Annotated in this window: 13 protein-coding genes, 2 tRNA genes and 3 rRNA genes; 9 read left to right on the forward strand and 9 right to left on the reverse strand. The window is 44.3% G+C overall.

Annotated elements, in window-relative coordinates:
* The coding region (locus BLV54_RS01385; protein WP_143032384.1) for a transposase at positions 1–179 on the forward strand (179 nt) is incomplete at its 5' end.
* A gap of 536 nt (positions 180–715) precedes the next feature.
* Here the strand turns inward: BLV54_RS01385 and rrf are convergent.
* From rrf to glgC, 8 genes are all read right to left on the reverse strand, one after another.
* Positions 716–828, reverse strand: a 5S ribosomal RNA gene (rrf, locus tag BLV54_RS01390).
* A gap of 104 nt (positions 829–932) precedes the next feature.
* Positions 933–3,821: ribosomal RNA gene (locus BLV54_RS01395) — 23S ribosomal RNA — on the reverse strand.
* A gap of 290 nt (positions 3,822–4,111) precedes the next feature.
* Positions 4,112–4,187 (reverse strand) — tRNA-Ala (locus BLV54_RS01400).
* A 4-nt stretch (positions 4,188–4,191) separates the two neighbouring features.
* Positions 4,192–4,268 (reverse strand) — tRNA-Ile (locus tag BLV54_RS01405).
* Positions 4,269–4,372: 104 nt separating this feature from the next.
* Positions 4,373–5,910 (reverse strand): 16S ribosomal RNA (locus tag BLV54_RS01410).
* The 16S, 23S and 5S rRNA genes sit together here with 2 tRNA genes alongside, the layout of an rRNA operon.
* A 494-nt stretch (positions 5,911–6,404) precedes the next feature.
* Positions 6,405–8,414: an alpha-amylase/4-alpha-glucanotransferase domain-containing protein gene (locus tag BLV54_RS01415; protein ID WP_090566690.1), complete on the reverse strand. Its 2,010-nt coding sequence runs from the start codon at positions 8,412–8,414 to the stop codon at positions 6,405–6,407.
* A gap of 117 nt (positions 8,415–8,531) precedes the next feature.
* On the reverse strand, positions 8,532–10,238 hold the full coding sequence (locus tag BLV54_RS01420; protein WP_090566694.1) for a glycoside hydrolase family 57 protein: 1,707 nt from the start codon (positions 10,236–10,238) through the stop codon (positions 8,532–8,534).
* Positions 10,239–10,398: 160 nt separating this feature from the next.
* Positions 10,399–11,643 carry a glucose-1-phosphate adenylyltransferase gene (glgC, locus tag BLV54_RS01425; RefSeq protein WP_090566697.1) on the reverse strand — a complete coding sequence of 415 codons (1,245 nt, stop codon included), beginning with the start codon at positions 11,641–11,643 and terminating at the stop codon, positions 10,399–10,401.
* A 258-nt stretch (positions 11,644–11,901) separates the two neighbouring features.
* On the opposite strand from glgC, the gene glgB reads away from it, so the two are divergent.
* Positions 11,902–14,106, forward strand: coding sequence for a 1,4-alpha-glucan branching protein GlgB (gene glgB, locus BLV54_RS01430; RefSeq protein ID WP_090566700.1), 2,205 nt, complete (start codon positions 11,902–11,904; stop codon positions 14,104–14,106).
* A gap of 284 nt (positions 14,107–14,390) precedes the next feature.
* Here glgB and BLV54_RS01435 read toward each other — a convergent pair whose 3' ends face one another.
* Positions 14,391–15,098, reverse strand: coding sequence for a type 1 glutamine amidotransferase (locus BLV54_RS01435; protein ID WP_090566703.1), 708 nt, complete (start codon positions 15,096–15,098; stop codon positions 14,391–14,393).
* A 220-nt stretch (positions 15,099–15,318) separates the two neighbouring features.
* Between BLV54_RS01435 and BLV54_RS01440 the strand changes: the two genes are divergently transcribed.
* The 7 genes from BLV54_RS01440 (at position 15,319) to msrA (ending at position 22,445) form a co-directional block, all read left to right on the forward strand.
* On the forward strand, positions 15,319–16,707 hold the full coding sequence (locus BLV54_RS01440) for a DUF2868 domain-containing protein (protein ID WP_090566706.1): 1,389 nt from the start codon (positions 15,319–15,321) through the stop codon (positions 16,705–16,707).
* A 2-nt stretch (positions 16,708–16,709) separates the two neighbouring features.
* Positions 16,710–18,128, forward strand: coding sequence for a DUF3482 domain-containing protein (locus BLV54_RS01445; protein ID WP_090566708.1), 1,419 nt, complete (start codon positions 16,710–16,712; stop codon positions 18,126–18,128).
* A 354-nt stretch (positions 18,129–18,482) separates the two neighbouring features.
* Complete coding sequence (locus BLV54_RS01450) at positions 18,483–19,811, forward strand: hypothetical protein (RefSeq protein WP_090566711.1); 1,329 nt, start codon at positions 18,483–18,485, stop codon at positions 19,809–19,811.
* Between the two features lie 24 nt (positions 19,812–19,835).
* Positions 19,836–20,378, forward strand: coding sequence for a hypothetical protein (locus BLV54_RS01455; protein ID WP_090566714.1), 543 nt, complete (start codon positions 19,836–19,838; stop codon positions 20,376–20,378).
* A gap of 123 nt (positions 20,379–20,501) precedes the next feature.
* Positions 20,502–21,008: a hypothetical protein gene (locus BLV54_RS01460; RefSeq protein ID WP_090566717.1), complete on the forward strand. Its 507-nt coding sequence runs from the start codon at positions 20,502–20,504 to the stop codon at positions 21,006–21,008.
* A gap of 204 nt (positions 21,009–21,212) precedes the next feature.
* Complete coding sequence (gene msrB, locus BLV54_RS01465) at positions 21,213–21,755, forward strand: peptide-methionine (R)-S-oxide reductase MsrB (RefSeq protein WP_090566720.1); 543 nt, start codon at positions 21,213–21,215, stop codon at positions 21,753–21,755.
* 3 nt (positions 21,756–21,758) lie between these two features.
* A complete protein-coding gene (gene msrA / locus BLV54_RS01470) occupies positions 21,759–22,445 on the forward strand; it encodes a peptide-methionine (S)-S-oxide reductase MsrA (RefSeq protein ID WP_256329026.1) in 687 nt (228 codons plus the stop codon).
* Positions 22,446–22,477 lie beyond the last annotated feature (32 nt).

The raw sequence follows: 22,477 nt of genomic DNA on the forward strand, positions 1-22,477 counted from the left end.
TGCGCCCCAGGGAAGCCAGGAAATTTACATTGCTGCCCCGTCGCCGGGTAGTCGAGCGTACCTTCGGCTGGCTTAATCATTCGCGCCGACTTAGCAAAAGCTACGAGTGCCTAACGCGTACAGATGAAACTTGGATTTACATCGCTATGACCCGTATTATGTCGAGGCGATTAACCTAGAGCAGGAGTTTCCAAACAGCTTCTTAGTGGCTGTTATGAAGTATAGATTGATGATTGATTTAAGGATATTAGACGCTAGTTGCAGAGCTTTTCACCTTTAGGAATAAAACGTTCAAGCCCTAATAATAATCTTTTTCAAAAGAAATAAGCACAGGATCTGAATTATACAATTCTTGATGTCAAATTTGACATCAAAAGTGTATTTTCAGTAATTTTGATAAAACTTCTTTGTCCTACTCCGTAAGAGTAATACAAACTGCTTAGTCTGATTACCCGCGTTTAGCAATAATCAGATTAATAACAGTGTTAATCTTTACTTTCATAAATTACAGCTGATTGAGAGTATCAATGCCGCTTAATTAGCAAAGTATTGATTAAGCGCTAAAAGTTTTTGATATTTTATTTTGATGGAATGTCGCTTAAACGAATCAAACAATTTATACAAAGCATGTATTAAATCGATAAGGAGCATTAATTATGAATGATACTTAATCATCTGATTATTTCCAGATCAGATGACTTATAAAAATGAGAGAGCTTGGCGGTGACCTACTTTCACATGTGATAACACACTATCATCGGCGCAACTTCGTTTCACGGTTCTGTTCGGAATGGGAAGAGGTGGTTCCAAAGCGCTATTGCCGCCAAGCATAACCTTTTATGTTTTAAAGTAGATTAAAACAAATAAACTTTTAATTAAATTTTTCTATCAAGAAATAACAATAAGAAACAATAACTTATTCTCAAAATTATAGGATCAAGCCGCACGGCCAATTAGTATCGGTTAGCTTAACATATTACTATGCTTCCACATCCGACCTATCAACGTTGTAGTCTTCAACGAGCCTTTAGGGGGATTTACTCCCCGGGAAATCTAATCTTGTGGCAAGTTTCCCGCTTAGATGCTTTCAGCGGTTATCTCTTCCGTACTTAGCTACCCGGCAATACGACTGGCGTCATAACCGGTACACCAGGGGTACGTCCACTCCGGTCCTCTCGTACTAGGAGCAGCCCCACTCAAATTTCCAACGCCCACGGCAGATAGGGACAAAACTGTCTCACGACGTTTTAAACCCAGCTCACGTACCACTTTAAATGGCGAACAGCCATACCCTTGGGACCGGCTACAGCCCCAGGATGTGATGAGCCGACATCGAGGTGCCAAACTCCCCCGTCGATATGAACTCTTGGGAGGAATCAGCCTGTTATCCCCGGCGTACCTTTTATCCGTTGAGCGATGGCCCTTCCATACAGAACCACCGGATCACTATGACCTGCTTTCGCATCTGCTCGACTTGTCAGTCTCGCAGTTAAGCACGCTTATGCCATTGCACTATCAGCACGATTTCCGACCGTACCTAGCGTACCTTCGTACTCCTCCGTTACCCTTTGGGAGGAGACCGCCCCAGTCAAACTGCCTACCATACACGGTCCCCAATCCAGATCATGGATCTAGGTTAGAACCTCAACAACACCAGGGTGGTATTTCAAGGACGGCTCCATATACTCTGGCGAGCATATCTCATAGCCTCCCACCTATCCTACACAAGCATTGTCAAAATCCAATGTAAAGCTACAGTAAAGGTGCACGGGGTCTTTCCGTCTAGCCGCGGGTAGATTGCATCTTCACAAACATTTCAACTTCGCTGAGTCCCAGGAGGAGACAGTGTGGCCATCGTTACGCCATTCGTGCAGGTCGGAACTTACCCGACAAGGAATTTCGCTACCTTAGGACCGTTATAGTTACGGCCGCCGTTTACCGGGGCTTCAATCAAGAGCTTGCACCCCATCATTTAACCTTCCGGCACCGGGCAGGCGTCACACCCTATACGTCCACTTTCGTGTTTGCAGAGTGCTGTGTTTTTATTAAACAGTCGCAGCCACCATTTCATTGCAACCTCTTTCAGCTCCTCGTGCGAAACGATTCACTTACTTAAGGCACACCTTCTCCCGAAGTTACGGTGTCAATTTGCCGAGTTCCTTCTCCTGGGTTCTCTCAAGCGCCTTAGAATTCTCATCCTTCCCACCTGTGTCGGTTTACGGTACGGTCTTTACATAACTGAAGCTTAGCGGCTTTTCCTGGAAGCATGGTATTACTCACTTGGCACTCCGAAGAGTGTTTCGTTATCACGTCTCAACTTAGCCGCCCGGATTTGCCTAAGCAGCATGTCTACACGCTTCAACCAGGACATCCAACACCCGGCTGAGCTAACCTTCTCCGTCCCCGCATCGCATTATGTAAAGGTACTGGAATATTAACCAGTTTCCCATCGGTTACGCATTTCTGCCTCACCTTAGGGGCCGACTCACCCTGCGTCGATTAACGTTGCACAGGAAACCTTGGGTTTTCGGCGAGGAAGCTTTTCACTTCCTTTATCGCTACTCATGTCAGCATTCGCACTTCCGATACCTCCAGCAATTTTTACAAATCACCTTCACAGGCCTACGGAACGCTCTCCTACCATCCGCACTTACGTGCGAATCCCTAGCTTCGGTGTATAGTTTAGCCCCGTTACATCTTCCGCGCAGGACGACTCGATCAGTGAGCTATTACGCTTTCTTTAAAGGATGGCTGCTTCTAAGCCAACCTCCTGACTGTCTATGCCTTCCCACTTCGTTTACCACTTAACTATATCTTTGGGACCTTAGCTGAGGGTCTGGGTTGTTTCCCTCTCGACACCGAACGTTAGCACCCGATGTCTGTCTCCCATGCTCGAACTCTTTGGTATTCGGAGTTTGCAATGGTTTGGTAAGTCTTAATGACCCCCTAGCCATAACAGTGCTCTACCCCCAAAGGTTATACATGAGGCACTACCTAAATAGTTTTCGGAGAGAACCAGCTATTTCCAGATTTGTTTAGCCTTTCACCCCTACCCACAGCTCATCCCCTAATTTTTCAACATTAGTGGGTTCGGACCTCCACGAAGTGTTACCTTCCTTTCATCCTGGCCATGAGTAGATCATCTGGTTTCGGGTCTACACCCAGCAACTCAATCGCCCTATTAAGACTCGCTTTCGCTACGCCTCCCCTACTCGGTTAAGCTTGCTACTGAATGTAAGTCGCTGACCCATTATACAAAAGGTACGCAGTCACCCCATACAGGGCTCCCACTGTTTGTATGCATGCGGTTTCAGGATCTATTTCACTCCCCTCCCGGGGTTCTTTTCACCTTTCCCTCACGGTACTTGTTCACTATCGGTCGATTACGAGTATTTAGCCTTGGAGGATGGTCCCCCCATCTTCAGACAGAATTTCACGTGTTCCGCCCTACTTTTTTCAACCCTAGTTCCACATTAAAATTTTCGCCTACGAGACTATCACTCTCTACGGTTCAACTTTCCAGAAGATTTGACTAATCCTAATGCTAAAGATTGATGGCTCATCCCATTTCGCTCGCCACTACTTTGGGAATCTCGGTTGATTTCTTTTCCTCTGGCTACTTAGATGTTTCAGTTCGCCAGGTTCGCTTCACTCACCCTATGAATTCAGGTGAGGATGACCCTTGCGGGCCGGGTTTCCCCATTCGGAGATCTCCGGATCAAAGCTTGTTTATCAGCTCCCCGAAGCTTATCGCAGATTTCCACGTCCTTCATCGCCTGTAATCGCCAAGGCATCCACCGCATGCACTTATTTGCTTGACCCTATAATTTTGAGAACTTCTTTTTCTTGATACACAACTCCAGAATTTCAAGTATTATCCAATTCTTCCGATAATATCTTATGCTTAAACAAATATTAATTTTATTAACCTAATTAATATTTAGATTTCAGCTTTTCTTAGTTCTGAATCTGTTTGATATACAATCTACTTTTAATCTACTTCTTCTATTTTTTAAAGAGCATAGTCAAAATAAACAATCAGATACGATACGAGCTTACCTCTAATGATTTTACGAGATTTCTCTCTTTTCATTAAAATTAAAACATAGTATGGTGGAGGTGAACGGGATCGAACCGATGACCCCCTGCTTGCAAAGCAGGTGCTCTCCCAGCTGAGCTACACCCCCTATTTGGTGGGTCTGGGTGGACTTGAACCACCGACCCCACGCTTATCAAGCGTGTGCTCTAACCAACTGAGCTACAGACCCATAAAGGATCCTATATTAGCACAACCTTTCGCATCGTATCTTATTTGTTTTTTTAACTTTTTAAACAACCAATAAATTGTAGGCGCTTAGCAATATTTCATTAGAAAGGAGGTGATCCAGCCGCAGGTTCCCCTACGGCTACCTTGTTACGACTTCACCCCAGTCATAACTCTCACCGTGGCAAACGCCCTCCTTGCGGTTAGACTATCTGCTTCTGGTGAAAATTACTCCCATGGTGTGACGGGCGGTGTGTACAAGACCCGGGAACGTATTCACCGCGACATGCTGATCCGCGATTACTAGCGATTCCGACTTCACGGAGTCGAGTTGCAGACTCCGATCCGGACTACGACGCGCTTTCTGAGATTAGCTCCCCCTCGCGGGTTGGCAACCCTCTGTACGCGCCATTGTATTACGTGTGAAGCCCTACCCATAAGGGCCATGAGGACTTGACGTCATCCCCACCTTCCTCCGGTTTGTCACCGGCAGTCTCACTAAAGTGCCCAACTTAATGATGGCAATTAGTGACAAGGGTTGCGCTCGTTGCGGGACTTAACCCAACATCTCACGACACGAGCTGACGACAGCCATGCAGCACCTGTGCCTCGATTCCCTTTCGGGCACTTTCACATCTCTGCAAAATTTCGAGCATGTCAAGGGTAGGTAAGGTTTTTCGCGTTGCATCGAATTAATCCACATAATCCACCGCTTGTGCGGGTCCCCGTCAATTCCTTTGAGTTTTAATCTTGCGACCGTACTTCCCAGGCGGTCAACTTCACGCGTTAGCTACGTTACCTAATCTTTAAATAGATCCGACAACTAGTTGACATCGTTTAGGGCGTGGACTACCAGGGTATCTAATCCTGTTTGCTCCCCACGCTTTCGTGCATGAGCGTCAGTGTTAACCCAGGGAGCTGCCTTCGCCATCGGTGTTCTTCCACATCTCTACGCATTTCACTGCTACACATGGAATTCCACTCCCCTCTGTCACACTCTAGTCATATAGTTTCAAACGCAATTCCCAGGTTAAGCCCAGGGATTTCACATCTGACTTATACGACCGCCTGCGCACCCTTTACGCCCAATAATTCCGATTAACGCTTGCACCCTACGTATTACCGCGGCTGCTGGCACGTAGTTAGCCGGTGCTTCTTATGTCGGTACCGTCATTCGTTGCGGATATTAGCCACAACTATTTCTTCCCGACCGAAAGAGCTTTACAACCCGAAGGCCTTCTTCACTCACGCGGCATGGCTGGATCAGGCTTTCGCCCATTGTCCAAAATTCCCCACTGCTGCCTCCCGTAGGAGTCTGGGCCGTGTCTCAGTCCCAGTGTGGCTGGTCGTCCTCTCAGACCAGCTACTGATCGTTGCCTTGGTAAGCCTTTACCTTACCAACTAGCTAATCAGGCATCGGCCGCTCTAAAAGCACAAGGTCTTTCGATCCCCTGCTTTCCTCCTCAGAGATTATGCGGTATTAGCACATCTTTCGATGCGTTATCCCCCACTTTAAGATACGTTCCGATGTATTACTCACCCGTTCGCCACTCGCCACCAGGGTTGCCCCCGTGCTGCCGTTCGACTTGCATGTGTAAAGCATGCCGCCAGCGTTCAATCTGAGCCAGGATCAAACTCTTCAGTTAAATTTAATTCTATTTGCTCAGCTTTTAGTATATATTTAGCATTAACATACTAATCACCTTGTATACTCTTAGTTATTAATTTGTTAACCAAATCAATAATATTTACTAAGCGCCTACATTTATTGGCTGTTTATTTTTAAAGAGCTTGTTGCTTTCGTTTTTTATTTCGTCTCAAGCAACAGAGAAACGAATTATACAGACCCTAATTTTTTCGTCAAGCTTTTGAATCATTTTTTTGCAAAAAGATTTTTCAATCAGCGAACATAACAAGCTTAAATTCATTATTTGTTTGCAAATTCAATGAATTATATGCCAATCAAAAAATTTACAGCTTATTGTTTCATCTTTACACCTTGTTACTACTTTGCAAAGATTAATTGAGTTCGCTACCAGATAATGCGATACCCCCTGACACCCTGCATAAAATCAATCTATGTATAGCTTTTTGGTTAGTGCTATAAATTAGATTAGATAGCCGACTTTCTCTCCGAATGCTATTCCCCCTTAACTTCCAGAGTAATAATTAATTCTCGCTCAGTAACTGGCCAGATCAACTTTAATTTGACTGCCTGCATGATCTTTTCATAGCCTCCTTCCGATTGAGATACGGAAAAGTGAGGCTGCGCATATAATCTGATTGGAACAGACGTACTAATCAACAATGCACCTTGTAGAACAACATCTTCCATTGCAATGTTAGTTACATCAGCTAAATCCAGAACTCGTCCAAAACCGCCCAACACCGTCGATTCATCTTTAACATAACATCCACCTGAGCCATCGCAACTGGGCATAGCTAAATTGATCTCGGTTTCCATATGACCCGCCAAATTCCCAGACAAGTCATATGAAACTAAAATACGGTTGCCAGAAAGCTCTAATTCCTTAACTACTTGACATTGATCAGTTTTGGACACGAAACGGATACGACACTCATCATGTGATTCGAGCTGATAAATCAGCGATACCCTGTTTAGGCTGTCATAAAATAAGTTTTGCGCATGGATGTCAATCTCTAAGTCAGAAAGGGTAATTTGATCCTTGAAATTGATCCGATCATGCGCAGACACAATTCCTGCACTGTTATGTTTTGGTATTTCATGCGCATCTGGTTGTATTTTGCAGTAGTAATGCTCTATTTGGCGACGCAGCGTGTCACCAAAATTATGCTTAAGCAGATAGGCATCAAATTCACATATGCTCGCACTTCCATCGAGTTTAGCTACAACCTGGAGCATTCCATTATGCAAATAAGCCTCTTCCACACCGTCCAGATCAGTGTCTTCGATAAAAAAAGCAGGGCGTGGCGCACAGGCATCCAGCAAAGCTTCCAATTCGACAATATTATTGTATATAGCTCGTCGTAGGTGAGGGAGATACAGACCACCAAATAAGCCATGCCAATAAGCATCATTGGCCTGTGCTGCATACAGTTTTTGTCGCATCGCATTAGTAGACTGTGTTACTGGCAGCGCAGCAAAACGGGCAGAAAGGGATAGCATACGCTTGTGCATCCAGTTCGATTCGGGATAGCGAGTAAAAAAGTTTTTCCAGATACCCCCTCGTAGAAACGATTTATTATGTTCATACCAGCCAGCTGCTTTTGCCTGGGATACCAGATCAGTATAAGCATTAGCTGGCCCAGCAGGGAGCGTCCACTCATTCATCTCAATGTAGGAGGTAGTCGGCAGATAAATTATTCCATGAGATTTTTCTAAAGCATGATAATCATGATAATGCCGAGGAAAAATTTTGGGAGAAGCAAGTACGCCCTGAATAAATTGCTCAAGCCAGCCATTCTCATATACCCACTGATAGGTCTCAGGCCAGATGCCAAATTTCTCGATGTCGTCAAAATAAACAGCGGCAATACCTTTGTTTGTCGTTGAGTTTTCAACCAGGGACTCGATATACGCCACCGCTTCATGCACTGGAGAAAAAGGTAGCTTATAGCGAAGTGTTTCAGAAATAGGAAAAAGATCCAGCACGCGACCGTCTTCTTCAGTGGTAAAAAAACCACTGAGCTCCGCTTTGGTTTTACCTGCGCAAATAAAATGATAATCATCTACGATTGCATAGCGAATACCACAGTCTACCAGCGCGGGCACTACTGTTGATTCCCATACTCGCTCGGTCAGCCAAGCACCCTGAGGACGCTGCCCGAATCTGTTCTCTAACTTCCTGGAAAAAGTCTCGATTTGCCCGATACGATCCCGATTGGGAATAACTGCTAATATTGGTTCAGTTTCTCCCGCACCGAAAAGCTCCACTTGTCCCCGCATGACCATATCACGTAACAAAGCCATATCAGCGGGGTAATGCTCAAACAGGAAATCAAGTAACCATCCTGAAAAATGGAGAGCAAACTTAAAATCTGGATAGCGATACAAAACCTGTAAAAAAGGCCTATAGCAACGCACATGTGCATCGACCAAAACTTCAGAAAAATTACCAACCGGCTGATGCGCATGAACACCAAATAGTAAAGATATAGACTGAGACATCACTAAATTTCACTCATTCTGTGCTAGGGATAATTTGAAGCTCCTAAACTATATATTTCTTATTTTTATTAAAATAATTTATATATTTGGAGCCCATTCTTTTCAACTTAACTAGACTTACGATGAACGCCGCATCGTTTCAATCACTCCAGTATATCGTCCACCACGGCTGATAGGCTCAAGCACGATTGCGGGCACAGGCAGTTTCAGCAAACGATAGAGGTTGGCAAGATTTTTGCGAAACAGTTGATCAAAGCTAGCAACTGTCTGTGGAGAGTTATAATCACCAAACCACCAGAACCAGTCCGAACTCTCACATGATGCAAGCTGTTGTTCTGCCAATAATTTCTCTTCATCCGTCAGACGCCCGCTCTTCATTACAAGATCATAACTCTGTTTAGCCGCACACAATAGATCCCAGGCTAAATTTTTATCATGATCACCTATCCAAGTTGAAAAAGTGCCGTAAACCCAGCTTCCTGCTGCTAGCGCAGGTAAAATTTTGGTTTCAGCCTGCGTATAAGTTAAATTCACAATATAGTCACGATAAGTCGTTGTTTGAATGAACGAGTGATTTTCAAGTAAATCGTAAAGATCAGTAAGAAAATAGTAACCATTATAAGGATAAGATTCCCAAGCATTTTCACCATCGAGAATGACACTTACAATTGGATACGTAACCGCTTGCACCTCCTGATGAATTTTTTCAAGCGTATGAACAAAATTCTCTGCTGCATCGCGTCCAAACCATTTTGAGTATTCGAATCCGATCATATCGGATAATTTGTCATCACGAAAAAAACAAAATATCCCTTTTTTTTCATCCGATACCCGGTAGGGACGGTAAAGATAGTTACCCCGATCTGGTAAAGATTGATCCGGATACGATTTATGCAAGCTGTTAACCAATACACCCTCACCACTGGCGCTCCACTGGCAGTCCAATTCCATGAAGATATCCAGCAGAGCTTTTGACATGGCCCCCTCAGCAGGCCAGATACCCGCAGGCTGCATATGGAAGCGCCGCTTGTGACTATTGATGGCTGTTTTTACATGAAACGTAACGCGTTCACGCCCCCCTGGATAGATTGCATTCGAAGGTAAAGTAGCATCAGGAAGACTATCACGAGCTGACGAGAAATCAATCAGTAAGGGGGCCAGCGGATGAAAATGAGGCGTAGTTGATAATTCGATTTGACCCTTGGCAGCAAGTTCACGGTAACGTGGAATCAATTCCTGGATAAGTTTTCCAATAAGATTGAATAATTGCAATCTATCTGCATAGCTGAAATTTTTACCTTGCGTCATGAGCTTTACCACGATCTCATGACTTCGCCGCACACTTTCCCCCATCCATGCAAGGTGGTACCACGTTAACAAATCAGCCAGGTACTGACCGGAAACATAGATTAAATCCTTATCCCCGTGCCCTTTCAACATATCGTACAAATCACGCAAATGTTGATAGGGTGGGTAAGGTTTCAACATGGTGGCATGATTGCTCTGAAAGCAGCTATTCAATATAGCCAAGCGTTCATTTACCGTGATCCTATTCAGATCAGGAATAGCAAGTAAGCGCAATAATGGATCCCGTATTTTTTTCTGTGTAAACTGCTGAGCATAATCTTCAATTTGATCCAGCAATATTGGCACAAAATTGACGATCGCTTTGACACGAGGATGTTGTTCGAGATGATGCGCCATGTCAGTGTAATCTTTGATTGCATGCAGATATACCCACGGCAGCACAAATTCACCTGTTTCATGGTCCCGATAATCGGGTTGGTGCATGTGCCATAGTAAAACGAGATTCAGTGGTTTCATGACCTAAAAGCAGATTGTCTAATTACTTAAAAGAAATCTAAATACATGAGTAAGGGCAATATATTGGCACATTCCATAGTATACAATGCCTATTCTGCTACCATGATAATGAGCTCAGGCTTGCATTACCTTCTACTACCCCCCTCTTTTTAGATTTTCTTTAACGAATATAGTGTATGCTTTGACCTAGCATTTCCGGCGTAATGAGTGTTATCCCCTTTTTTGTTACATAGAATCGCTTACTATCTTCTTCTGGATCGAATCCAACTTTCAATCCTTCGGGTATGACGCAGTTTTTTTCAACGACTACTCGCTTCAAATGTACGTGCCGACCTATGTCTACATTGGGGAGCACGACCGAGTCCTCGACGACCCCATAACTGCGAACTTGAACATTGGAAAATAATAATGAGCGACGAATAGTTGCACCACTAATAATACAACCTCCTGAAACCATAGAGTCAAGTGCATGCCCTCGTCGATCCTCATCATCAAAAACAAATTTAGCAGGCGGCAATTGTTCTTGGTAGGTCCAGATCGGCCAGTCTTCATCATATAGATTCAGATCAGGCGTTACTGTCGTAAGATCAATATTGGCTTCCCAGTATGCATCCACTGTTCCCACGTCGCGCCAGTAAGGAACACCTGCAGCCATATTGACACAACTGCTCTGGAAGCTATGCGCATAAACACGATGATTGCTGACCAGGTATGGAATTAAATTTTTACCAAAATCGTGCGAGGATTGACTATCATCGTGATCGCGAATCAATTGCTCAAACAGAAATGAAGCATTAAAGAGGTAAATACCCATACTAACCAATGCACGATCTGGCTGTCCTGGCATGGGTGCGGGATTGTCTGGTTTCTCAGTAAAATTAGTAACATGCCATTTATCGTTTACAGCCATAACCCCAAAAGCAGAGGCTTCTTCCAGCGGCACTTCCAAGCAAGCAACAGTAATGTCCGCTCCTCTTTCTACATGCTCGGCAAGCATTCTACTGTAATCCATTTTATAAACATGATCGCCACCTAATATCAGAACATAATTAGGATCATGATAACGCAAGATATCAAGATTCTGAAAAACAGCATCTGCGGTACCTTGATACCAGGTTTCTTCAGTTCGCTGCTGCGCTGGAAAAAGCTCAACATATTCTTTGAATCGCCCATCAAGAAAACTCCAGCCGCGCTGGATATGGCGAATCAGACTCTGCGCTTTGTATTGAGTAAGAACTCCAATACGCCGCACACCCGAATTGACACAATTGGACAGTGGGAAATCTATAATGCGGAATTTACCGCCAAACGGAACCGCTGGTTTAGCACGCCAGTCTGTTAGATGATGCAAACGGCTGCCACGTCCGCCTGCCAGTATTAATGCAAGCGCATTATGTGTAAGCATTCAATATCTCCCGATCTGAGAAGATCCATCTACTTGACAAGGGTAACCAATACATCAATCGCAACGCGGGCAACCCACCATAGAAAATAAAATAATCTAGTAAATGTTACATATTTACCACGATCAAGCTTCGCTACTTTAAAATATGAGCTGTAATATGTAATCTATTGTATTTATACGATCTCATCTTACTGGATCTTAATTGTCATTTCCAGACATAACGGCCTCTTGTTCTCTTGTTAGTTACGATTTAAGCCTATGAAATCTGAACTTGTACATATAAATACCGATTCATTGCGAGAAGCATTGCTGGCCGCACGATTACATAATCCATTTGATTATCTGGGCCTGCATAAGGAGCAGGATGATGAGTTGGTAGCAAGAGTATTTCAGCCTTATGCTGCCAATGCATGGATCCAGACAGCCAATGGTTTTGAGTCAATGAGGCGGATACAGGATGACGGTATCTTTGAATGGCGTGGCAAAACACTTCCGGTACGCCCCTATCTCCTGCGGATCGAAGAAAATACTCCAATGGGAGCTGTGCGTGAATTATATGATGCCTATGCTTTTCCTTTGCAAATTTCCGATCATGATTTGTATTTATTCAATGAAGGCAATCTGCACCAGGCTTATCGAACCTTGGGTGCACATCCAGTAGCCATTGATGGAATTGCTGGTATCCGCTTTGCAGTCTGGGCACCCAATGCTGAACGGGTCAGCATAGTGGGTGATTTTAATCGTTGGGATGGGCGAATACATCCGATGGCTGTTCATCCTCATAGTGGCGTATGGGAACTATTTATTCCTGGCTTACCGAGTGGCACCCTTTACAAATATGAGATTCGCAATCGTGATACTGGCGAGATCCTGATTAAGACAGATCCTTACGCAAATTACCATGAGTTGCGCCCCAGCAATGCAGCCCGTACTCCACTGGCAGAAAATTTTGTTTGGCAGGATGCAGACTGGCTGCAAAAACGTGCTAACTGGGACTGGCTACATGCGCCGCTGAATATCTATGAAATCCATGCAGGTTCATGGAAGCGGCATCCAGATGGACGTTTCTATACCTATCGTGAGCTTGCCCAGCACTTGATCCCCTATCTACTCGAAATGGGTTATTCACATGTTGAATTATTGCCGATATCAGAGCACCCACTCGATGAATCCTGGGGCTATCAGACAACAGGTTATTTCGCAGTAACAAGTCGTTATGGTTTACCAGAAGATTTTAAATTTTTTGTCAACGCTTGTCATCAAGCAAACATCGGAATTATCCTGGACTGGGTGCCAGCCCATTTCCCACAGGATACCTTTTCCTTAGCCCGCTTCGACGGCACTGCCCTGTACGAACATGAAGATCCTCGTCTGGGATTTCATCAAGACTGGGGAACATTTATCTTCAATTACGGGCGCAATGAAGTGAAATCATTTTTACTATCGAGCGCACATTATTGGTTAAATGTATTCCATCTCGATGGATTACGCGTTGATGCGGTAGCTTCAATGCTCTACCTCGACTACTCACGCAAAGCAGGAGAATGGTTACCCAATAAATACGGTGGCCGGGAAAATCTCGATGCGATAGATTTCCTGCGCGAGTTAAATATCATGGTACATGAAGAGTTTCCCGGTGCAATCACTTTAGCGGAAGAATCTACCGCCTGGCCAGCAGTATCACGCCCCACTTACGTAGGCGGATTAGGGTTTTCCATGAAATGGAACATGGGCTGGATGAATGACACGCTCACTTATATGAAATTTGATCCTATCCACCGTCGCTATCACCACAATGAGCTGACTTTCAATCAACTATACGCCTACACCGAAAATTTTGTATTGCCATTATCACACGATGAAGTGGTGCATGGCAAAGGCTCCTTGTTAGCCAAAATGCCGGGAGATGCCTGGCAGAAATTTGCCAACTTGCGTTTGTTGTTTACCTACCAACTGACTTGTCCTGGCAAAAAGCTTAATTTCATGGGGAACGAGTTTGCTCATGGATCTGAATGGCAAGTTAGTAAAGGGCTTGACTGGAATTTGCTAGAACATGAGTTTCATCGTGGCGTAAAGATGGCTTTGCATGACCTGAACCATCTTTATATGAATACACCCGCATTGCATCAGCTTGATTTTTTCGCGGAAGGGTTTAGCTGGATTGATTGTCATGATGCAGATCAATCTGTAATTAGCTATCTGCGCCGCGCGCAGGATGGTTCGTTTAGGCTGATCGTATTAAATTTTACGCCAGTGCCGCGCGTGAAATACCGTATTGGTGTTCCTTTTAGCGGCTCCTACCAAGAAATATTTAATAGTGACTCTATTTATTATGGCGGCAGTAATATAGGAAATGCTGGCTGGATTATCACGACTGGAGAATCCTGGTTGGACTTTGCAGATTCCCTCATGATCACTCTGCCACCATTAGCCGGGATTATCTTGGCGCCGAGTAATGCTTAAACAGCCTTGCACCTCCCAATCTGTCGATTTAGAGTAGCAGCGATCTACATCCACAACAGCACCACGAACAAATAGGATTTGTTTAGGGTTAATTTGCATTATCTACAGAAACAAAAATTGCGCTTAGCAGGCTATTGAAAAACGTATTCGAGACAGTCGATGATAGGCAAAAACAGGCAAAAAAAAGCGGAGTTTATACCTGATAAATGAGCATTTTGAACCTGTTTTTAACACCGCAGCGGCAACGTAGATAGTTTTTCAACAACCTGTTAGAACACTTGACTTCAGTTTTTCAATGCATTAATCCATTTGCTATACAATCGATCAGCAATAGTATTCAGTAGCGGCACACGAAACTCCAGATCCATTTGCATTGCCTCAGCTGGTTGCACTGCGGGACTTGCCAGGTTCTGTGCAATTTCTGCCGCATTGACTTTACTCCAGTTACGCACCATTTCTTCAGTCATCTCCACATGGCACTGCATCCCCAGATGAATTCCTAATGCAAATGCCTGATTTTGGCAATAAACGCTGGAAAGCAGCAACGCTGCTCCAGCAGGCAAAGAAAATGTTTCACCATGCCAATGAAATGATTCAAATTCCTTTAAATCTCCTAACCACTCGTGGGCAACTGGATTATCTGCCACGCTGACTTTTCCCCAGCCTAGTTCTTTGATAGGGTTCGCCTCAACGATACCTCCTAACGCTTTGGACATGAGTTGCCCACCTAAACAATGCCCCAATACAGGTACATCATGAATTACCGCTTGCTTGATCAAAGCAAGTAATGGCTCAATCCAGGGCAGGCTATCGTTGACGCTCATGGGGCCTCCCATCAGAACCAACCCACTGAATGGATGAATATTGACAGGAAGATGCTTTCCCTGGTCGATGCTAATTAGCTGCCAGGGAATATGATTGTTATCAAGAAATGTGGCAAAATAACCAGGTCCTTCGATAGGGGAAAATCTAAAGATTGCAACTGATTTCATGGCAATAACCTTTCTGGCGATAACAAATCTTGTACTGCTAATTGTAACTTTTTTCCATTGAGTTCTTTCTTCTGATTGTACTTTTAAATGCTTTTGTGTACTGGAACAGGCATACGCACTTTTTTCAAATTCAAATTAATCGATCGCTATTCACTTTTCAATCAGGTTGACAGACCAAGAGGAATAACACTCTGTTTTTCCATTCTTTTAATCAATAGTTATGACAATAAACAATACCACGTTTTCTGATTTAGTTCGTTTAGAGCAATTGCGCCACATTGAAACGAGCAAAGCAGAAGCACTGTCATACGCAAGCATCGCTGACATGGAAAGCCATGCTGCTTCTAATTTCAATTACACTGTTTTTCTAAAACGGTTAACAAGCCGTGCTCGGCGCTTGATTCAGGACAATGCGCTAGCCATAACATTACAACATCCTCAAAAATTGTTTATTCGTGCCAGCCGAATAAGTTTGATGGTCGCGGCAATTCTGGGAGCATTGGCAGCGGGTAATGCAGTTGGCGAGTCTTCCACGCTGAACATATACTGGTTATTAGCGGTTTTGCTTGGCTTTAATTTGATTTCCATCATGCTGTGGATGGCAGGCATTTCATTTAATTTACAAGGATTGAGCGCAGGGGTTGTCGCTCAGCTGACTTGCTGGTTACCTTATCGACATAAGGAAAAGGAAAGTGATTCGATTGCTTCACTTGCCGCACGCGGCTGGTGGGAAACCAATTTAACTGGTACAGTCGGCAAATGGCGTATCAGTGTCCTCACTCATCAATTTTGGCTGACTTATCTAGCGACTGGCCTAGTCTTACTAGTGCTGCTCATGATGGCGAAGCAATACGACTTTATTTGGGGAACCACATTACTGCCGGAAAGTAGCTTTCCTGAACTGACTCAATGGCTGAGTAAGCCTATGGAATTTTTGGGGTTGATTCCTCCCGACAGCTACCAGATTGCAGCAAGCCGGGTTGGTGCAGTTTTCCAAGATGCAGAGACAAGAGGTGCTTGGGCCAAATTTTTGCTGGGAGCCTTATTGCTCTACGGCATTCTACCTCGCCTCATATTGCTGCTAGTTTCTATGATGATGCAAAAACTGGCTGAACATCGTTTCAAGCTGGATCTTTATTTGCCTTACTATATAACGTTACGACAACGCTTAATGGCGCACGAATTTGAGTCTATCGTCATCGATGCAGACCCTAATATAGTAATAGAAAAAAAGATTACTCCCCGACAAGCTGGCCAGGGAATACCGCAGAATGCACTCGCAATTGGGATTGAGCTTGATGATCATATCGTTTGGCCAAATGGTATGAACTGTAGCAAAAATGTCATTGATCAGACGTCGTTTTCGGAAGCAACTAACATCATCAAAAAATCTGATAGTGCGTTGCTGATTGGTGTGGCCGCTCATCGCCTGCCAGATAGAGGCGTGCAGCGGACCATCAGGGAGTTGATTACCCATACCTCAGGGGGGGTCTGGCTGATTTTATTGCGTAGCCGCGCAGCCATTCCCGTTGCAGACACACGCAAAATCGCATGGTTCCGAACGGCTGAGGCATGCGCTATTTCCGCTGAATGCGTCATCACTCAATAATCATGAAAGCAGCAAACGAGACATCACACCAGGATATTCACTCATTGCTAAATGTTGCAGTTGTAGGTCACACTAATACCGGTAAGACCTCGCTGATTCGCACCATGCTGCGAAGCACTCAATTCGGTGAAATTGAAGATGGTGCAGGAACTACTCGCCATGTAGAACGGGCAACTATTTTTGCTGATAATGAAGCCATATTGAATTTACATGACACCCCGGGCATTGAGGATTCTCATGCGTTGTTAAGGCAACTTAAATCGATCAGCGCGCAGCATAAATCGCTTTCACCAGTTGAAATATTGGAAAAGTTTATTGCAGCTACGACTATCGATGATCCGTTAGAGCAAGAAGCTAAGGTCATCAGGCAAATATTACGCAGTGATGTCTTATTGTACATTATTGATGTGCGCGAGCCTGTATTGGAAAAATATCTGATTGAAATCGAGATACTCACCAAGGCCATGAAACCCATCATCCCGGTTTTCAATTTTATTGCTGACCATACAGCAGAGCTCGCCATCTGGCGAAAAAAACTGGCCGCTTTTAATATTCACGCTTCACTAGAATTCGATACAGTTGCTTTTTCTTTTGAAGCAGAGAAACGGTTGTATCAGAAAATACAAAGCCTGGTGGAATTACACTATGATCGATTGCAGAAACTCATCAATTACCGCGCCAAGGTATGGGATCAACTCTGCCTATCTGCAGCTAAACGCATCGTTGAGCTAATTGTGTCCGTTGCCTGCTATCGGGAAAGTAAACGGAGCCAGAGCGATAGTAGTACAAATTCAATCGCCGTCCAAAAATTAAAGGATTTTGTAAGAAAATCCGAGCAAAGCTGTTTAAGGGATTTGTTAACCATTTTTAATTTCTCAGAAAAAGATATTGCTCTCCAAAAAATTCCTGTAAGCAATGGCCAATGGCAGCTTGATATATTCGCCCCCGGCGTACTCAAAGCTTATGGTCTTGATGTTGGCAGCGCTGCACTCAAAGGTGCAGCAACAGGAGCAGGAATTGATCTGATGGTGGGTGGATTAAGTTTAGGAGCAGCCACTGCCCTGGGCGCGATTGCTGGCACTGGTTGGTCAACATTCAAACGCTACGGCAAGGAAATCAAAGCCAAAATTCAAGGTACACAATGGTTGTGTGTTGATGAAAATACGCTGCAGATACTCTATCTCCGTCAACAGCAATTGTTGTCAAAACTGATGCATCGCGGTCATGCTGCTTACCATGTAGACCAGATCGATACTGCTACTGTATCTACTTCAGAAAAATTACCCAGTAACTGGCTCGACATTATTAGTACCCTGCAACAAAATCCGGCATGGTACAAATCTTCTACCTCTCGAAATCAAGATCCACAATATCAAAATATTGAAGCCAAGCTGATCAATACCTTGCTAGCTAACGGGTAAGCCCACCCTGAACTCGTTAAGAAACATGCAGCGGCAAGCCTTCAAGAGCATGGCACATGGAACGCACTGACACCGCCAAGATAACTCACAGTCATCTTATATTTGAAGAAATCCGGTAGATTCAGCTTTCATTCAGGATCTGCTCGATAAGATGACAATCAGTATCGTGCATAACGAATCCATCTCGATTGCTAGCAATTGAACCCAGCATAATGAGAATCACTAAATAATGTTTAATTTGATCATTAATTTTGTTTAACCCGGATATTTCGCCAGGTCGGCCTGGCGGAATATCCAGGTTAACTCCATTAAACTCAAATAAAGATTGCTATGAAAAGATTCAGACTGATTTGTATGACTATCGCCTTGGTTGGATTGGTATCGGCAGCTCCGGTATGGACCGCTGACAGAGAAAATGCCGACTTTGACGGTGGTGATTTCGGAGGTGATTTTGATGGCGTTGGTGATTCTGGAAGTGACTACGGGGGCAGCGATTTTGATGCCGGTGGTGATTTTTGGAGTGATTTCGGTGGGAATGATTTCAGAGGTGACTTTGACCAGAATGAAGACTTTGCAGATAATTTTGAGCAACCAAACGATTCTGCGGTAGACAATGACGCTCGCTATGATCTTGGGTCTGCTCAAAGCGAAGGGTTCTCCCAGGAAAAAACCTTAATTCAAGACAATCAATCTACCGAGTTCGATCAGCCCCCTAAGGAAGGTGAGCTTGTTCAGGGTGATTTTCAGGATGATTTATATGCTGGAGCGGCTAAGACTGACGAATCTGCCCAGGTTGACCAAGCATCTCAGGATGGTAAATTTACCCAACCAGCTCAATCTCCTCAAAGTGACGAATCAACTCAAACTAGTCAACCTGGTCAGGAAACTGGAGCCACACAGGATGATCAATTAACACAAAATGATGAATCTGCTCCAGTCAATCAAGCTGCTAATGGAGATGGCTCCACCCAGAATGATCAGCCTACACAGAGAGGGGAATCGACTCAGTCAGAGCTATTAACGCAAAAGGGTGACACCACACAAATAGTCCAGCCTACCCAGGAAGGTGAGTCAGTTCAGGTAGATCAATCCATCCAAACCAATGTTGTTGCTACGGGTGATTCCTTGACCCAGAACATTAATATCCAAAACGTTCAATCGGTTCAAAATGATGGATTTAGTCACGGTATTTGGCATGGCCATCATCATGAACATCACCATCATCATGATTTTGATATTGGATTTGGGCTAGGTGTCGGCCTAGGATTGGGACTTGATCCTTTTTATTCTTTTACTCCTTTCAGCGGCTTTGGTTATTATGGATATGATGGCTTCGCGCCTTATAGTGGTTTTGGTTTCTACCGTGGTTTCGATTCTTTTGGAGGAATTGGTTTTTATAGTAGTTATGTTCCTTTTGGTTATGTTGGCTCTGGTCCCTATAGCCATTTTGGCTACTATCCGTTAGGTGGTTTCCCTGCAGTAGTTGCCGCGCCGGTATTGCCAATAACCATGATCAGTGCACTGCCCGGCAAATCGACTTATATGCAGCAACAAAATGTCCCACAATCTGCTCCTGAGCCAAAAACCAATTACTGGCACTATTGTCGAAATCCAGAAGGGTATTACCCTTATGTCAGAAAGTGCCCTGATGGCTGGGTAAAAATTCCTCCAGAGCCTTCTTAATCAAATCATAAAGGAAATCTAGTTATGTCTAGAATTGCCAAATTCTCCATGCTGCTGCTACTTACGCTGCTAGCAGCATGTGTTCACATACCGACGGGACCAAGTGTAATGGTCTTACCCGCTGCAAATAAAACCTTTGATCAATTTAGATCTGATGACTCTTCCTGTAGACAATTTGCCAGCGAACAAGTCAGTGGTCAAACACCACGCCGCGCGTCCATATTGAGTGGCGTAGAAACCGCCGCTGTTACAACTGCATTAGGCGCCATCGCAGGGGCTGCTTTTGGAGGTGGGCGAGGTGCTGCAATTGGTGCAGGGGGTGGCTTATTAGCGGGAGGATTGGCTGGAAGCAGTGCTGCCCAATCTTCAGGAAATATCAATCAACAGCGCTACGATACAGCTTATATGCAGTGCATGTATGCCAATGGTCATCACATTCCCTCCCCAGGACGCTTTGTCAATGAAGGATACCCAAGCAGTAGTGGCAGGCCGACACCTCAGCGCGCTCCTTCGGGCAGCTATCCACCTCCGCCTCCAGGTAGTCCGCCACCGCCCCCTCCTGACTAAATTTAGTTAATGATACTACTTCAAACGTAAATAAGGAGAACCATGAAATAAACTCATAGCGTAAATAGCGTAGTTAGTTGGATTCAGAATCTTTTAACTTTTTAGGAGAAATTAGGAGAAAGTATGAAAAATATGTTTTTATCATCAAGTCTTGTCGTTATAGGTTCAGTTTTATCCATGTCGAGTCACGCTGATCCTATGGCAGTATTTAAAGGACAAGCTATTTTTTTGACAGCTAACAATAGTCTCACTGTTATGCCGGATTCACCCGCTCAGCTATCCTGCCGCTATGACGAAGTTAATAACGTTTTTATTTCAGCTTCTACCACTACTCCCTCTAGCGTACGAATTCCAGGCGCATTTGATGTAAAAGTAGTAGGGAATGATGCCTATGTAGCGACTTCAACTTTAGTAAATGATGTTCCAACTACAAATTATGTTAAATACAATGTAAGTGCCTGCTTACCCGAGGGATCGTTTACTCCTTCCATAGTTCGCGCTGATCTCTCTGCGGGTAAAATGACCATACCTTGCGTTCTAGCTGATGGTCATGAATATAGAGTCGAAATGGATCAACGCGGTAATTCCATGAACTGGGAAGTGACTTTTGCAGAACCAGGCTGTCAATAATCGCATTCACTGTTAGTAACAACCCGCTCGGTGGGCGGGTAGTTTACAACCCCGCCCACCTCCATAAATAGGCACATTAACCATCATTCTTGTGCTCTCTCTTCTTCTGAAAAAGCTATTCTGAAAAGCCAGTCATGCATGAACCATACCCTATATTATCAATCAAATTTTTGCCGAGCTTATTTCAAAAAATGAGGATCTCCCATGAAAAGACGTACTTTACTGGAAAGGTTGGTTGCATTGACAACATTGCCTTTTCTATCATCCTATTCACGAGAGTTAGTTGCTGAACAACACAGGAGCACGAAAATTAAAATCGATCCGATAACCGTTACTCCCCTCAATAAACCGCACGAAGAATGGCGCCCCTTATTGTCACCAGAGACTTACCGAGTATTGTTTGAAGAAGACACGGAGCGCCCTGGAAGCAGTCCTCTTAACAAAGAATACCGTGAGGGTACCTATATTTGTGCCGCCTGCTATTTACCATTATTCGAGAGCAAACATAAATATGATAGTGGTACCGGATGGCCTAGTTTTACCCAGCCCATTTCTGGCCATATGGGTACCAAACGTGATTTCATGCTGATCTGGCCTCGCACTGAGTATCACTGTGCACGCTGCGGAGGACATCAGGGCCATGTTTTCGATGATGGTCCACCGCCACGCGGAGAACGCTGGTGTAATAATGGATTAGCGCTACGGTTCATCCCTAAAGAAGAAGCGCTCCCTGAACTCAGGGAGTAAAACATGAAAGTCATAAAAGAGTTAACGAAATTATATGGAAAGAATTGCCGATGGGCAGGCATGTGGCTATTTTTAATATTGGCTACCCTTGCTGGCTGCCAACAGTCGAATCGTATTGATCTAACCGATACTGACACTCAACTCCCAAACCAAGCTGAAGAAAAGGGGCTAGAGATCGCCATCTTTGCGGGAGGGTGTTTTTGGTGTACAGAAGCAGATTTTGATAAAGTTCCTGGTGTGGTCAAGACCATTTCGGGATATGTCGGTGGCACAGTAACAAACCCTACTTACGAGCAGGTTAGCAAAGGAAAAACCGGCCACGTCGAAGCCGTGCAGATATATTTTGATCCAACCAAAACCAGTTACGCAAAATTGCTTGCTGCTTACTGGCCGACGATTGATCCGCTAACAGCGGGTGGTCAGTTCTGCGATGTCGGCTCACAATATCGCAGTGCAATTTTTTATCGTGACGCTCATCAACACATGCAGGCTGAAGCATCCAAGTCTGCACTCATTGCTTCCGGTCGCTTTGATCAACCTATAGTAACCGAAATATTACCTGCCACAACATTCTATCCTGCGGAGGAATATCATCAAGATTTCTACCTCAAGAATCCTATCCGTTATTCATACTACCGCAGCAAATGTGGTCGCGATGCGCGTCTTGCCCAATTATGGGGAAACCAATGATAAGCCGATAAAATTGGCCATTTAGCAGCAAT

Origin of the sequence: Nitrosomonas sp. Nm33, from assembly GCF_900107265.1 — a bacterium.
Classification (GTDB): domain Bacteria; phylum Pseudomonadota; class Gammaproteobacteria; order Burkholderiales; family Nitrosomonadaceae; genus Nitrosomonas.